Here is a 13,472-nt window from a genome sequence, read left to right as displayed (position 1 = left end):
CCGTCACCGACACGCGTCAGCGGGGGCCCTTGTCGCCGCCCTTGCCGAGCTTGTTGAAGTCGATCTTCGGCAGCTTGAAGCCGGGCGGCAGACCCTGGCCGCCGGCCAGGTCGCCCGGGTCCAGGCCCGGCGGGAGCTGCGGCATGCCGCCGGGGAAGCCGCCCGCCGCGCCGGCCCCGGTGCGCGGCCGGTTGCCACCCTTGGTGCCCTTGCGCTTGTTCTTCGGCGACTTGGTCGCCTTGCGCCGGCCGCCGCCTGGCAGGCCCATCATGCCGCCCATCTGCTTCATCATCTTCTGCGCGTCGGCGAAGCGGTTGAGCAGTTGGTTGACGTCCATCACGGTGACGCCGGAGCCGCTGGCGATGCGGGCCCGCCGGGAACCGTTGATGATCTTCGGGGTGGTGCGCTCGGCCGGGGTCATCGACCGGATGATCGCGGTGACCCGGTCGAAGTGCTTGTCGTCCAGCTCGGCGATCTGGTCCTTCATCTGCCCCATGCCGGGCATCATGGCCAGCACGTTGGCGATCGGCCCCATCCGCCGGACCGCGATGAGCTGATCGAGGAAGTCCTCAAGCGTGAAGGTCTCCCCGCCCATCAGCTTGGCGGTCATCTTCTCCTTCTGATCCGAGTCGAAGGCCGCCTCGGCCTGCTCGATCAGGGTGAGGACGTCGCCCATGCCGAGGATCCGGCTGGCCATCCGGTCGGGGTGGAAGACGTCGAAGTCCTCCAGCTTCTCGCCGGTGGAGGCGAACAGGATCGGCTGGCCGGTGACCTCCCGGACCGACAGCGCGGCGCCACCGCGCGCGTCGCCGTCGAGCTTGGACAGGACCACGCCGGTGATGCCGACACCGTCGCGGAACGCCTCGGCGGTGCGGACCGCGTCCTGGCCGACCATCGCGTCGATGACGAAGACGACCTCGTCGGGCTGGACCGCGTCGCGGATGTCCGCGGCCTGCTGCATCATCTCGGCGTCGATGCCGAGGCGGCCGGCGGTGTCCACGATGACGATGTCGCGGGCGGCCCGCTTGGCGTGCTCGATCGAGTCGCGGGCCACCTGCACCGGGTCGCCGACGCCGTTGCCGGGCGCCGGGGCGTACACCTCGACGCCGGCGCGCCCACCGAGCACCTGGAGCTGCCCGACGGCGTTGGGGCGCTGGAGGTCGGCGGCGACCAGCAGCGGCTGGTGCCCCTGGCCCTTGAGCCAGCGGGCCAGCTTGCCGGCGAGGGTGGTCTTGCCGGAACCCTGGAGGCCGGCCAGCATGATCACGGTCGGCGGGTTCTTGGCGAACTGGAGCCGCCGCCCCTCGCCGCCGAGGATGTTGATCAGCTCCTCGTTGACGATCTTGACGATCTGCTGGGCCGGGTTGAGCGCCTGGGAGACCTCGGCCCCCCGGGCCCGCTCCTTGACGTTCGCGATGAAGCCCTTGACCACCGGCAGGGCGACGTCGGCCTCCAGCAGCGCCATCCGGATCTCGCGCGCGGTGGCGTCGATGTCGGCGTCGGTGAGCCGACCCTTGCCGCGGAGCTTGGTGAAGATCCCGGACAGGCGGTCACTCAAGGTGTCAAACACGCGAACATCCCGTTTGTCGTTTTCGGCGGGCACAGCGGCCGGGCCGGCTGTCCAGCCCACCGTTAGGGTAGCCCGCCGCCCGTAGCCCCGCTCCGACCCGGCCGGAGCCTCAGGAGACGACCAGGCCCGACTGGTAGGCGAAGACCACCAGTTGGGCCCGGTCCCGGGCGCCCAGCTTCACCATGGCCCGGCTGACGTGGGTACGCGCGGTCGCCGGACTGACCACCAGCCGCTCGGCGATCTCGGCGTTGCTCAACCCCTCGCCGACCAGCCCCACCACCTCCCGTTCCCGGTCGGTGAGCGCGTCCAGCCGGGGATGCGGGCGCGGCACCCGGGTCGGCCGCGTGGCGAACTCCCGGACCACCCGGCGGGTCACCGACGGGGACAGCAACGCCTCCCCCTCGGCGACCAGCCGGATCGCCCGCAGCAGCTCGACCGGTCGGGTGTCCTTGGTGAGGAAGCCGCTGGCGCCGTGCCGCAGCGCGTCGAACACGTACTCGTCCAGCTCGAACGTGGTCAGCACCACCACCCGGGTGTCGGCAAGCGTCGGGTCGCCGACGATACGGCGCGTCGCCTCGATGCCGTCCACACCGGGCATCCGCACGTCCATCAGCACCACGTCCGGGCGTTCCCGACGGGCCACCGCCACGGCGGCGAGCCCGTCCGCCGCCTCCCCGACCACGGTCAGATCGTCCTCGCTCTCCACCAGCGCCCGCAGCCCGATCCGGACCAGGTCCTGGTCGTCGGCGAGCAGCACCCGGATCATGTGGCCTCCCCGGTGGGCAGCGTGGCGAGCACCCGGAAACCGCCGGACGCGGCCGGGCCGGCGTCGAACGTACCGCCGAGCGCGGTGACCCGCTCGCGCATGCCGGCCAGGCCGGAGCCGGTGGACCGGTCCACCGGGGCGGGCCGGCCCCGCCCGGTGTCGGTGACCTCCACGGTGACCTCGGCCGGCCGGTAGCCGACGCGGACCTCGGCGGTGGCCGGGCCGGCGTGGCGCAGCACGTTCGTCAGCGCCTCCTGCGCCACCCGGTAGGCGGCCAGGTCCACCGCCACCGGCAGCGGGCGCGGCTCGCCGTCGGTGGCGACGGTGACCGGCACCCCGGCGCCGGCCAGCCGTTCCCGCAGGTGCCCGAGCTGCGCCAGCCCCGGCACCGGCGCGCGCTCGTCGGTCATCTCCTCGCGACGCACCACGGTGAGCGTGACCCGCAGCTCGTCCAGCGCCTCCTTGCTGGTCCGGCTGATCGCGGTGAGCGCCGCCTCGGCCTGCTCGGGCCGGCGGGCCAGCAGGTGCAACGCGACCTCGGCCTGGAGGTGGATCGCGGCGAGCCCGTGGCCCACCACGTCGTGCACCTCCCGGGCCACCCGAAGCCGCTCCGCGTCGGCCAGCCGGCGCGCCTCGTCGGTCCGGCTCCGGGCGGCGGCCTCCCGGCTCAGCCGCACCGACACCCCGACCGCGAACGGCACCACCACCCAGGCGGCGACCGGCATCAGACCGGCCAGGCCGGGTGGCCGCACGCCGACGAAGACGTGGCCGACGAGCGCCGCCGTCGCGACCGCGCCGGCCACCGCCGCGGTCCGCACCGGCAGGTGCGCGGCCACCGTGTAGACCGCGACGAAGAACGACAGCAGGATCGGACCGTACGGCTGGCCGAGCATCAGGTACGCGGTGGTCGCCGCGACCACCACCGCCAGGGTGGGCAGCGGCCAGCGCCGGCGTACCGCCAACGCGAGCGCCGCCACCACCACCGGCGGGTAGGCGACTCCGCCCGCGTGCACGCCCTGGTTCTCCCCGGCCGGCGCGGTGCCGGCCAGCCCGATCGCCAGCAGCGCGGCACAGAGCAGGCCGTCGAGCAGCCACCGCCGCCGGTCGTCGCGCCCGCGGTCCACGTCCACTCCCCCGTCCCGACTCAGCCGATGTCCCGCCGGCGCAGCAGCGCCGCGCCGACCGCCGCGAAACCGACCAGGTACGCGCCCACCACCACGGCCGCCTGCCCGCCGCCGACGGTGGACGCCACGCCCGGAGTGTCCCCGGGCGCGCCCAGCGCCGCCGCCAGCGCACCGGCGTTGGGGCCCGGCAGTCCCCGCTGGGCGGTCGCCACCCAGTGGACGAGCGGTGCGGCGATCGCGGCGAGCAGGTTCTGCACCGCGAGCATCCACACCAGACCGAGGCCGACCGGAAGCGCCACCGCGCGCAACGCGACCGCGAGCACGGCACCGAGCATGGCCCACATCGTCGCGATGAGCCACCCCGCGCCGATGCCGACCACCAGGTCACCGACGGACGGCCAGCGCACCGGCTGGGCCTCGGCGGACGCGATGAGCGAGGCGGCCACCGCGCCGACCGCGAACACGGCGAGCACCACGGCCAGCGCGGCGAGCGCGAGGGCGAGCAGCTTGCCGGCGTACACCTCGATCCGGGTCGGCCCCTGGGTGAGCACGGTCTTCCAGGTGCCCCAGCCGTACTCGCCGCCGACCGTGAGCACGCCGAGGATCAGCAGGATCGAGCCGAGGAAGACCGGCAGGCCGCCGATCGAGTTGCCGACCAGGTGGTCGGGGAGCATGGCGGGCAGCGCCCGGTCGGTGTTCGGGCCGTCGGCGCCCCCGGCCGCCCCGGCGTACGGGAAGAGGTAGGTGAAGATCAGCGACAGCGCCAGCGTGATGGCCAGCAGCAGCCAGACGGCCGGCCGCCGGACCAACTTGACCAGTTCGGCGCGGAAACTACGCGACATCGGCCGTACCTCTTTCCACCAGGTCGAAGAAGATCTGCTCCAGGTCCCGCTCCCGGGGCCGCAGCTCGCGCACGGCGAGCCCGGCGCCGACCAGTTCGGCGTTCAGCCAGGCCGCCCGTTCCGGCTCGACAGCCAGTTCCAGCCCGCCGTCGACGACGCGTACCCGGTCCGCGCCGACGAGTTCCCGGGCCCGGCTCGCCGCCTCGTCCATCGGGTCGGCGAGCAACCGCAGCCCGGCCGCGCCGCGCAGCTCGTCGACGCTGCCCTCGGCCACCAGCTCGCCCCGGGCGATCACGCCGACCCGGTCGCAGACCTGCTCGACCTCGCCGAGCAGGTGACTGGAGACCAGCACCGTCGACCCGGCCGAGCCGAGCCGCCGGATCAGGGTCCGCATGTCCGCCATGCCGGCCGGGTCGAGGCCGTTCGTGGGCTCGTCCAGGATCAGCAGGCGCGGGTCCTTCAGCAGCGCGGCGGCCACCCCGAGCCGCTGCTTCATGCCCAACGAGTAGCCGGCGTACCGGTCGCCCGCCCGGCCGGCGAGGTCGACCAGGTCCAGCACCGTGTCGACCCGGTCCGCGCCGACCCCGGCGTAGCGGGCCATCACCCGCAGGTTGTCCCGGCCGGACAGGTAGGGGTAGAACGCCGGTCCGTCGATCAGCGCGCCGACGCCGGTGAGCCGCCCGGCGCCGGGGGTGCGGCCGAGCAGCCGTACCGTCCCGGCGCTGGGCCGGACCAGGCCGAGCAGCATGCGCAGCGTGGTGGTCTTGCCGGCGCCGTTGGGGCCGAGGAAGCCGTACACCTCGCCGGCCCGCACGGTCAGGTCGAGATTCCGTACGGCGGTCAGGCCGCCGTACCGTTTGGTGAGCCCTTCGGTCTGCACTGGCAGGTTCATGCCGTCGAGCGTCCCGCCGCCGGCCTTCCGGCGCGTCGGCCCGGCGACGGCTCCCCGCGTACGTCAGCGGGCGTAGCTCCGATGTCGAGCGGGGCGCGTTTCTCTACCGGAGGCGTTAAGAGGGGGCCCTTCCTTACACCGCGGCGAGCACGGCGGCCTCGATGCGGGCGCGCTGCTCGTCGGGGGGCCAGCCGCCGACCAGGTAGAACGCGTCGACCACGTCGCCGCCGAGGGTGGAGATCCGGGCGGCGCGCACCTGGGCGCCGGCCTCGTCCAGCGCGCAGGTGACCCGGTAGAGCAGGCCGGCCGCGTCGGCGGCCCGCAACTCCAGCAGCACCGCGTCGGTGGCCGCCTCCCGGTGCCAGACCACCCGGGGGGCCGCGCCCCGGCTCCGGGCCGCCAACGCCCGGCCCCGCAGCCGCTGGATGACCGACACGTCGCCGCCGACCGCGCGACGCAGGTCGGCGCCGAGCGCGATCGGATCGGGGGCCAGCCCGTAGCGCGGCTGCACCCGGCACTCGACCAGGGCCCGGCCGTCGACGGTGGCGGCGTCCGCGGAGATCACCTCCAGCCGGTGCAGGGCCAGGCAGCCGGCGACCGTGGCGAGCAGCCCCCGCCGGTCGGCGGCGGCCACCGCCACCCGGTCCTCCCCCAGGTGTACGACCGGAAGCGGCCCGGCGACGAGCGCCGGGTCGGGGGCCGGCGGGGCGGGCACCACGCCGGTGTCCAGCGTGGTGCGCACCCGGGCGACGAGGTCGGCGATCAGCCGGCCCTTCCAGCCGGACCAGGCGGCCGGGCCGGTGGCGGCGGCGTCGGCCCGCACCAGGGCGTGCAGCAGGTCCAGGGTGCCGGTGTCGCCGACCCGCTCGGCGACCCCGGCGATCGTCTTCGGGTCAGACAGGTCCCGTCGGGTGGCCACGTCGGGCAGCAGCAGGTGCAGCCGGACCAGCGTGCCGATCAGCGCCACCTCGGCCGGGGGCAGGCCGATCCGGGTGGCGACCGCCTCGGCCACCGGCGCGCCGACAGTCGAGTGGTCACCCGGGAGTCCCTTGCCGATGTCGTGCAGGAACGCGCCGAGCAGCAGCAGGTCCGGTCGGTCCACGTCGCGGGTGTGCCGGCTCGCCTCGTACGCGGTCTGCACCAGGTGCCGGTCGAGGGTGAACCGGTGCACCGGGTTGTGCTGCGGCAGGCTGCGCAGCCGGGTCCACTCGGGCAGCCAGCCGTCGACCAGCCCGTACCTGTCGCAGGTCTCCCACGCCGGCACCAGGCCGGGACCGGCGCCGAGCACTGTGGTCAGCGCGGCCCGGGCGGCCGGCGGCCACGGCGTCGGCAGCGGCGGGCAGTAGGCGGCCAGCCACTCGCAGGTGGCCCGAGCGATGGGCAGCCGGGTGGTGGCCGCCGCGGCCGCGATCCGCAGCGACAGGCTCGGGTCGGGGCGGGCCCCGATCGCGGTGCGGGCGAGCACCAGCTCGCCGTCCTGCTCGACAACGTCCCTGGCGACCGGGCGGCGCAGCGGCCGGCCGGGCGCGGCGCGGTGCCGGCCGGAGCGCAGCCGGTCGGCGGCCCGCCAGGCGTCGTCCAGGGCGTGGCTGACGGTCCGCGCGTCGCCGGCCACCAGCCGCAGCAGCGCGTCCCCCTCGTCCAGCGTGAGCTGCGCGGCCACGCCGTCGCGTTCCTGCGCGAGCAGCCTGTCGACCCGGCGGCCGACCTGCTGGTGCAGGGCGTCGCGGGTGTCCAGCAGGCGCCGGTGCGCGGCGTGCACGGCCGGGCGGAGCGCGTCGGTGACGCCGGCGGTGGCGATGGCCCGCAGGATGCCGACGTCGCGCAGCCCGCCGGCGGCCTCCTTGAGGTCGCCCTCCAGCAGGAAGGCCAGCTCGCCGTGCGCCTCCCAGCGGGCGGCGGTGATCTCGCGCAGGCCGGGGAGCTGGCGGATCGCGGTGCGCCGCCAGTGGTCGGTGGCGGTGCGGGCGAGCTGGTCGGTCAGGGCCGGGTCGCCGGCCACGTGTCGCGCGTCGAGCAGTCCGAGGGCGACCTTGACGTCGTCCTGGGCCACGGACAGCGCCTCGGCGACGGTCCGCACCGAGTGGTCGAGCCGCAGCCCGGCGTCCCAGATCGGATACCAGAGCGAGGCGGCCAGCTCGTCCACGCCGGCGACCCCGGCGTGCAGCAGCACCAGGTCGAGGTCGCCGTAGGGGGCGCACTGGCGGCGGCCGAGGCCGCCCACCGCGACAAGCGCGACGCCGGGCCGGGCCGGGAGGAGCCGGCGCAGCCAGGCGTCGAGCGCGTCGGCGCGGGCGGTCCGGGCCGCCTCGCCGATCCCCCCGGGAACGCCGACGACCTCGTTGACCACGGGCACGCCCGGCCCGGTGGGGCCGGTGGCCGTGGTCAACGAGGTCACGTCGGCGGGTTCCGTCGTCAGAGGGCGTCGAGCCCGCGCTCGCCGGTACGCACCCGGACGACCTCCTCGACGCCCGTCACCCAGACCTTGCCGTCGCCGATCTTGCCGGTCCGGGCGGCACTCACGATCGCGTCCACGATCTTGTCGACGTCGATCTCGTCGGTGAGCACCTCGACCCGGATCTTGGGCAGGAACTCGACCGTGTACTCGGCACCCCGGTAGACCTCGGTGTGCCCCTTCTGCCGGCCGTAGCCCTGCACCTCGCTGACGGTCAGCCCGGCCACGCCGAGCGCGTGCAGGGCCTCCTTCACCGCGTCCAACTGGTACGGCTTGATGACCGCGGTCACCAGCTTCATGTCCAACCCCTCCATCCCTGGAACGTTAACCGGCGACCTTCTCGCTGACCGGGGCGGACTCGTCCGCCTCGTCGGCGGGCTCCGGGCTCGGCCTGGTGCCGCCGATCCCGGCCATGGCGAACGCGCTCGTGCTGCTGCCCGTGGTGGGCGACAGGTCGTACGCGCTCTCCGCGTGCTCGGCCACGTCGATGCCGTCCACCTCGGCCTCGGCCGACACCCGGAAGCCGATCGTCTTCTGGATCGCGAAGGCGAGCAGCCAGGCGATCCCGGCCGACCAGACGGTGACGATCAGACCGGCCAGCGCCTGCCGGCCGAGCTGGGTCAGGCCGCCGCCGTAGAACAGGCCGTCGGAGGCGCCGACCACGTCGCCGATCGCGCTGTTGACGGAGTTGGTGGCGAACAGGCCGAGCCACAACGACCCGATCCAGCCGCCGACGAAGTGCACGCCGACCACGTCGAGCGAGTCGTCGTAGCCGAGCTTGTACTTCAGGCTGATCGCGAGCGCACAGACCGCACCGGCCACGCCGCCGAGCAGGACTGCCGCCCAGGGGGCGATGAAACCGCAGGCCGGGGTGATGGCGACCAGACCGGCCACCGCGCCCGACGACGCGCCGACCATGGTCGGGCGGCCGTCCTTGATCCGCTCGACCAGCAGCCAGCCGAGCACCGCCGCGGCGGTGGCGAGCTGGGTGTTGAGGAACGCCAGGCCGGCCACCGAGTCGACGGTCAGCTCGGAGCCGGCGTTGAAGCCGAACCAGCCGAACCAGAGCAGACCGGCGCCGAGCGCGACCAGCGGGATGTTGTGCGGCTTCATGCCCTCGCGCGGCCAGCCGACCCGCTTGCCGAGCACCAGCGCCACGCCGAGCGCCGCCGCACCGGCGTTGATGTGCACCGCCGTGCCACCGGCGAAGTCCAGCGCGTGCAGCTTGGCGCCGATGACGCCGCCGCCCCACACCCAGTGCGCGACCGGGAAGTAGACCAGGGTGGCCCAGCCGAACGCGAACAGCAGCCAGCCGGAGAACTTGGCCCGGTCGGAGATGGCGCCGCTGATCAGCGCGACGGTGATCACCGCGAAGACCATCTGGAACGCCATGAACACGTAGAGCGGGATGCCGATGCCGCTGGGGTTCTCCGCCGTGGCGCCCCAGAGGTCGGTCTCGGCGAGGAACGTCTTGGTGCCGAGGTAGGCGCCCGGGTCACCCCAGAGCCCGTTGACGTCGCTGCCGAACGCGACGCTGAAACCGTAGAACCACCACAGAACTGAGATGAGCCCGATGGCCGAGAAGCTCATCATCATCATGTTGAGCACGCCCTTGGACCTGTTCAGACCGCCGTAGAACAGCGCCAGGCCGGGGGTCATGAGCAGCACGAGAGCGGTCGAAACCAGCAGCCAAACGGTGTTGCCGCCGTCGATCGTCGGTGCTTCAGGCACGCTGGCCTCCTAAAGGTGAAGTTCCCTCCTTCGCGGCTTCCGGGGCAGCGTCGCCCGTACGCCGGTTGCGCGGAAGCTTGGTCGGCCGCTGTTTCCTTCACCGACACCGCTCGATTTCCGACACGTGACGGGTTGTTTCCGGCGTGTGAAGAACGCCGATCTTGCTCAGCGCAGCGCGTACTCCAGGTGGTGCCGCTCGTAGTCGAGCAGGCGCAGGTCCCGCATCGGCCGGCGGAGGTGGCCCTTGTGCACGATCCGGACGAACGCCGGCTCGCCGGCGGCGGCCATCCGCCGGATGCCCTCGACGTGGTCGACGATGCGCTTGCGGATGGTGCGGATGAGCCGGTGCCTGTCGCGCGGGATCAGCCCGTACGCGTCGGCGAACAGCCGCAGCCGGCGGGGCCGGTCGGGGCGCTTCCAGCCGAGCGTGATCGAGTCCCGGTCGGAGAAGATCGGCACCCAGGTCCAGGCCGCGTACGCCACGTCGTAGATGCGGGCGCCGGGCGAGGCGAGGTCGAAGTCGATCAGCCCGAGCGTGCCGTCGGGACGCCAGATGACGTTGTGCGGGGCCGCGTCGTGGTGGCAGATGACCTCGGTGTCCGGCGGGGGCGGCCCGAACGAGCGCCAGACGGCGCCGGGCGGCGGGGTGAAGCCGTACTGCGCGTCGTGGAACATCCGCAGCATGGTGGCCACGGTGACCAGGGCCTCGTCGGTGACCCAGTGCGGGGCGAGCGGATATTCCCCGCACTCCCCCTCCAGGTATGACAGGACCTCCCGGTTGCGCTCGTCCATGCCGAGCGCGCGGGGGGCGCCGGTGAACCCGACGTATTCCAGGTGGCGCAGCAAGGCGTGGACCGAGGGGGTCCACGGCCCGGCGTTGCGCCGGACCGTGTCGCCCACCCGGACCACGGTGCTCACGTTCCCGCCGTGCAGCGGGATCTCCTGCGAAGTCACGTACGGTCTCCCGAGGCGTGGCGACGGGTGGCTGGGGTCGCGCCACCCCGCGTAGGCGCGATCGTCAGTCGTCACGGGAGAGGCTACGCGTCCCGGCCGAGCGGCTCGGTGCCGAGCAGCGCGTCGACGAACTGCGCCGGGTCGAACGGGGCCAGGTCGTCCTTGCCCTCGCCCAGGCCGACCAGCTTGACCGGGATGCCCAGCTTGCGCTGCACGGCGATCACGATGCCGCCCTTGGCCGTGCCGTCGAGCTTGGTCAGCACCACGCCCGTCACGTTCACCGCCTCGGTGAAGACCCGCGCCTGCTCCAGGCCGTTCTGGCCGGTGGTGGCGTCCAGCACCAGCAGCGTCTCGTCGATCGGGCCGTGCTTCTCCACCACCCGCTTGACCTTGCCCAGCTCGTCCATCAGGCCGACCTTGTTCTGCAGCCGGCCGGCGGTGTCGATGAGCACGGTGTCGACGCCGACGTCGATGCCGCGCTTCACCGCGTCGAACGCTACGCTCGCCGGGTCGGCGGCCTCCGGTCCGCGGACCGTCTCCGCGCCCACCCGGCCGCCCCAGGTCTCCAGTTGGTCGGCGGCGGCGGCCCGGAACGTGTCGGCCGCGCCGAGCAGCACGGTGCGGCCGTCCGCCACCAGCACCCGGGCGATCTTGCCGCAGGTGGTGGTCTTGCCGGCGCCGTTGACGCCGACCACCAGCACCACCGCCGGGACACCGTCGGTGGACGCGGTCCGCAGCGACCGGTCCAGGCTCGGGTCGAGCGCGTTGACCAGCTCGGTGGCGAGCAGCGTCCGCAGCTCCTCGCCGGTGCGGGTGCCGAGCACCCGGGTCCGCTCCCGCAGCCGGTCGACGATCTCCCGGGTGGAGTCGATGCCGACGTCCGCGGTGATCAGGCTGTCCTCGATCTCCTCCCAGGTGTCCTCGTCCAGCCGGTCCCGGCTGAGCAGGCCGAGCAGCCCCTTGCCGAACGCGTTCTGGGAGCGCGACAGCCGGGAGCGCAGCCGGACCAGGCGGCCGGCGGTCGGCTCGGGCACCTCGATCGGCGGCGCGCCGACCGGCGGCGCCTCGACCACCACGCCGGTGCTCAGCTCCGCCTCCGGGGCCTCCACCGGCGGTCCGGCCAGGTCCTCCTCGGTGCGGGTGTCGACCTCGGTGCGCGGCAGCGGTGGCTCCGGGCGCCGGCGCAACCGGGGCACCACGAGGCTCAGGCCGCCGATGATGAGCACGCCGAGCAGGGCGAGAGCGACGAGGAGGTATTCCTTCATGCCCGAAATCCTGTCAGATGCCGGCGACGGCGTCCCACTCACGGCCTCGGCACGCGAACAACCTGCGGGTACGCTCGCTGCTGGAAGGCGTACCGCAACCGCCGGCCGGGTAGGAAGACCGAAACGATCTTGTCGGAGGTAGACGCCGTGCCCGGTTCCCGCCTGCTCATCGGCCCACTGCTGCGCCGGGTCGTCGACACGCGGGCGACCGTCTGGGTGGAGACGAGCGCGCCCGCGGTGGTCACCGTCCGCACCGCAGACGGCGCCACCGGCAGCTCGCCCACCTTCTCCGCGTACGACCACCACTACGCGCTCGTGGTCGTGTCCGGGCTCGCCCCGGACAGCGCCACCTCGTACGAGGTGCTGATCGACGACGAGGTGGCCTGGCCGCTGCCGGGCGACACGTTCCCGCCCAGCGTGATCCGCACCCGCGCGGCCGACGACGGCGACCAGCCGGTGCGCCTCGTCTTCGGTTCCTGCCGGGAGACCACCCAGCACTCCACCGCGCGCAAGCTGCCGCCGGACGCGCTCGACGCGTACGCCCGGCGGGTGATGGCCGCGCCCGACGAGGTCACGCTGCCCGACCTGCTGGTGCTGCTCGGCGACCAGGTCTACGCCGACGAGACCTCGCCGACCGTGCGCAAGCTGCTCAAACGGCGCCGGCGGCGGCCGAAGGACGCACCGGCGACCCAGGTGGTCAGCTTCGACGAGTACACGAAGCTCTACCTGGAGTCCTGGCGGGACCCGGAGATCCGCTGGCTGCTCTCCACCGTGCCGAGCGTGATGATCTTCGACGACCACGAGGTGATCGACGACTGGAACACCTCGCAGTCGTGGCGGGCGGACATGCGCGAGGAGCCGTGGTGGGCCGAGCGGATCCGCAGCGGCCTCGCCTCCTACTGGGTCTACCAGCACCTGGGCAACCTGAGCCCGGACGAGATCGCCGCCGACCCGGTCTACGCCAAGGTGATGGCCGCCGAGGACGCCACGGGCGTGCTGCACGAGTTCGGCGAGCGGGTGGACACCGAGGCCGACCTGGCGCACGACACCGAGCGCTGGCGGGCCGTGCAGTACCAGTGGAGCTACGCGCTGGACCTGGGGCGGACCCGCCTGGTGATGCTGGACAACCGGTCCAGCCGGGTGCTGCTGCCGGGTAGCCGGGCGATGCTGCCGCCGGGCGAGTGGTCGTGGTTCCTCGACCAGGCGCACGGCGCGTACGACCACCTGGTGGTGGGCACCTCGCTGCCGTGGCTGCTGCCGCCGGGCATCCACCACGTGGAGGCGTGGAACGAGCGCCTGGCCGACTCCGGCCGGCCCTGGGTGGCCAAGCTGGCCGAGCGGATGCGCCGGGCCTGGGACCTGGAGCACTGGGCCGCGTTCCGGCGGTCCTTCGAGGCGCTCGGCGAGCTGTTCGCCCGGCTGGGCAGCGGCGCCGAGGCGCGCACCGGCGCGCGGGTGGGCGCCGGTCCGGCGTACCCGCGCCCAGCGTCGATCAGCGTGCTCTCCGGCGACGTGCACCACTCGTACGTGGCCCGGGCCCGGTTCGCCGACCGGTCGGTGAAGACCCCGGTGCACCAGCTCACCTGTTCGCCGATCCACAACCAGGTGCCGGCCGGGATGCGCCCGCTGATGACGCTGGGTTGGAACCCGGGGCCGACCACGGCGACCCGGGCGCTGGCCCGCTCGGCCGGGGTGCGGCGGCCGCCGGTGCGGTGGCGGAAGCTGGCCGGGCCCTACTTCGGAAACGCGGTGGCCACGCTGACGCACCGGGGCCGGGCGGCCACCGTGGTGATCGAGGGCACTGTCAAGGACGGCTCGCTGCGGCCGGTGGCGCGCCAGCAGCTCAGCGACGAGTCGTGACTATCCTCTGACC

General features: G+C 73.8%; 11 protein-coding genes. 1 reads left to right on the top strand and 10 read right to left on the bottom strand.

Annotated elements, in window-relative coordinates; genetic code table 11:
• Nucleotides 1-16: 16 nt before the first annotated feature.
• The 10 genes from ffh to ftsY all read right to left on the bottom strand — a co-directional run bounded on the left by ffh (nucleotide 17) and on the right by ftsY (nucleotide 11,599).
• Nucleotides 17-1,570, bottom strand: coding sequence for a signal recognition particle protein (ffh, locus tag ACIA5A_RS05765; RefSeq protein ID WP_181572164.1), 1,554 nt, complete (start codon nucleotides 1,568-1,570; stop codon nucleotides 17-19).
• A 109-nt stretch (nucleotides 1,571-1,679) separates the two neighbouring features.
• Nucleotides 1,680-2,336, bottom strand: coding sequence for a response regulator (locus tag ACIA5A_RS05760; RefSeq protein ID WP_396756804.1), 657 nt, complete (start codon nucleotides 2,334-2,336; stop codon nucleotides 1,680-1,682).
• Nucleotides 2,333-3,460, bottom strand: coding sequence for a sensor histidine kinase (locus tag ACIA5A_RS05755; protein ID WP_396756802.1), 1,128 nt, complete (start codon nucleotides 3,458-3,460; stop codon nucleotides 2,333-2,335). The genes ACIA5A_RS05760 and ACIA5A_RS05755 overlap by 4 nt, the downstream gene beginning before the upstream one ends.
• Nucleotides 3,461-3,480: 20 nt before the next feature.
• Nucleotides 3,481-4,302: an ABC transporter permease gene (locus tag ACIA5A_RS05750; RefSeq protein WP_396756800.1), complete on the bottom strand. Its 822-nt coding sequence runs from the start codon at nucleotides 4,300-4,302 to the stop codon at nucleotides 3,481-3,483.
• Complete coding sequence (locus ACIA5A_RS05745) at nucleotides 4,292-5,194, bottom strand: ABC transporter ATP-binding protein (RefSeq protein WP_396756798.1); 903 nt, start codon at nucleotides 5,192-5,194, stop codon at nucleotides 4,292-4,294. The genes ACIA5A_RS05750 and ACIA5A_RS05745 overlap by 11 nt, the downstream gene beginning before the upstream one ends.
• A 133-nt stretch (nucleotides 5,195-5,327) precedes the next feature.
• The gene (locus ACIA5A_RS05740; RefSeq protein ID WP_396756796.1) at nucleotides 5,328-7,592 is read right to left on the bottom strand and encodes a [protein-PII] uridylyltransferase; all 2,265 of its coding nucleotides are present in this window, start codon (nucleotides 7,590-7,592) and stop codon (nucleotides 5,328-5,330) included.
• A gap of 17 nt (nucleotides 7,593-7,609) precedes the next feature.
• Nucleotides 7,610-7,948 carry a P-II family nitrogen regulator gene (locus tag ACIA5A_RS05735; RefSeq protein ID WP_347405425.1) on the bottom strand — a complete coding sequence of 113 codons (339 nt, stop codon included), beginning with the start codon at nucleotides 7,946-7,948 and terminating at the stop codon, nucleotides 7,610-7,612.
• A gap of 25 nt (nucleotides 7,949-7,973) precedes the next feature.
• Nucleotides 7,974-9,380, bottom strand: a complete 1,407-nt coding sequence (locus tag ACIA5A_RS05730; protein ID WP_396756794.1) for an ammonium transporter — start codon at nucleotides 9,378-9,380, stop codon at nucleotides 7,974-7,976.
• A gap of 165 nt (nucleotides 9,381-9,545) precedes the next feature.
• Nucleotides 9,546-10,409 carry an aminoglycoside phosphotransferase family protein gene (locus tag ACIA5A_RS05725; RefSeq protein WP_172967835.1) on the bottom strand — a complete coding sequence of 288 codons (864 nt, stop codon included), beginning with the start codon at nucleotides 10,407-10,409 and terminating at the stop codon, nucleotides 9,546-9,548.
• A gap of 8 nt (nucleotides 10,410-10,417) precedes the next feature.
• Entirely contained in the window at nucleotides 10,418-11,599 is a 1,182-nt protein-coding gene (ftsY, locus tag ACIA5A_RS05720; RefSeq protein ID WP_396756792.1) for a signal recognition particle-docking protein FtsY, read from the bottom strand.
• A 147-nt stretch (nucleotides 11,600-11,746) separates the two neighbouring features.
• On the opposite strand from ftsY, the gene ACIA5A_RS05715 reads away from it, so the two are divergent.
• Nucleotides 11,747-13,459, top strand: a complete 1,713-nt coding sequence (locus ACIA5A_RS05715) for an alkaline phosphatase D family protein (protein WP_396756790.1) — start codon at nucleotides 11,747-11,749, stop codon at nucleotides 13,457-13,459.
• Nucleotides 13,460-13,472 lie beyond the last annotated feature (13 nt).

Source organism: Micromonospora sp. NPDC051300, from assembly GCF_044455315.1.
Lineage (GTDB): Bacteria > Actinomycetota > Actinomycetes > Mycobacteriales > Micromonosporaceae > Micromonospora > Micromonospora robiginosa.
This window is presented reverse-complemented; position numbering and strand designations above follow the sequence as displayed.

What these genes read in the sequence shown, in the direction of transcription:
- ACIA5A_RS05750 (WP_396756800.1), bottom strand. Translation starts at nt 4,302, where the DNA reads ATGTCGCGTAGTTTCCGCGCCGAACTGGTCAAGTTGGTCCGGCGGCCG.
- ACIA5A_RS05745 (WP_396756798.1), bottom strand. Translation starts at nt 5,194, where the DNA reads ATGAACCTGCCAGTGCAGACCGAAGGGCTCACCAAACGGTACGGCGGC.
- ftsY (WP_396756792.1), bottom strand. Translation starts at nt 11,599, where the DNA reads ATGAAGGAATACCTCCTCGTCGCTCTCGCCCTGCTCGGCGTGCTCATC.
- ACIA5A_RS05735 (WP_347405425.1), bottom strand. Translation starts at nt 7,948, where the DNA reads ATGAAGCTGGTGACCGCGGTCATCAAGCCGTACCAGTTGGACGCGGTG.
- ACIA5A_RS05760 (WP_396756804.1), bottom strand. Translation starts at nt 2,336, where the DNA reads ATGATCCGGGTGCTGCTCGCCGACGACCAGGACCTGGTCCGGATCGGG.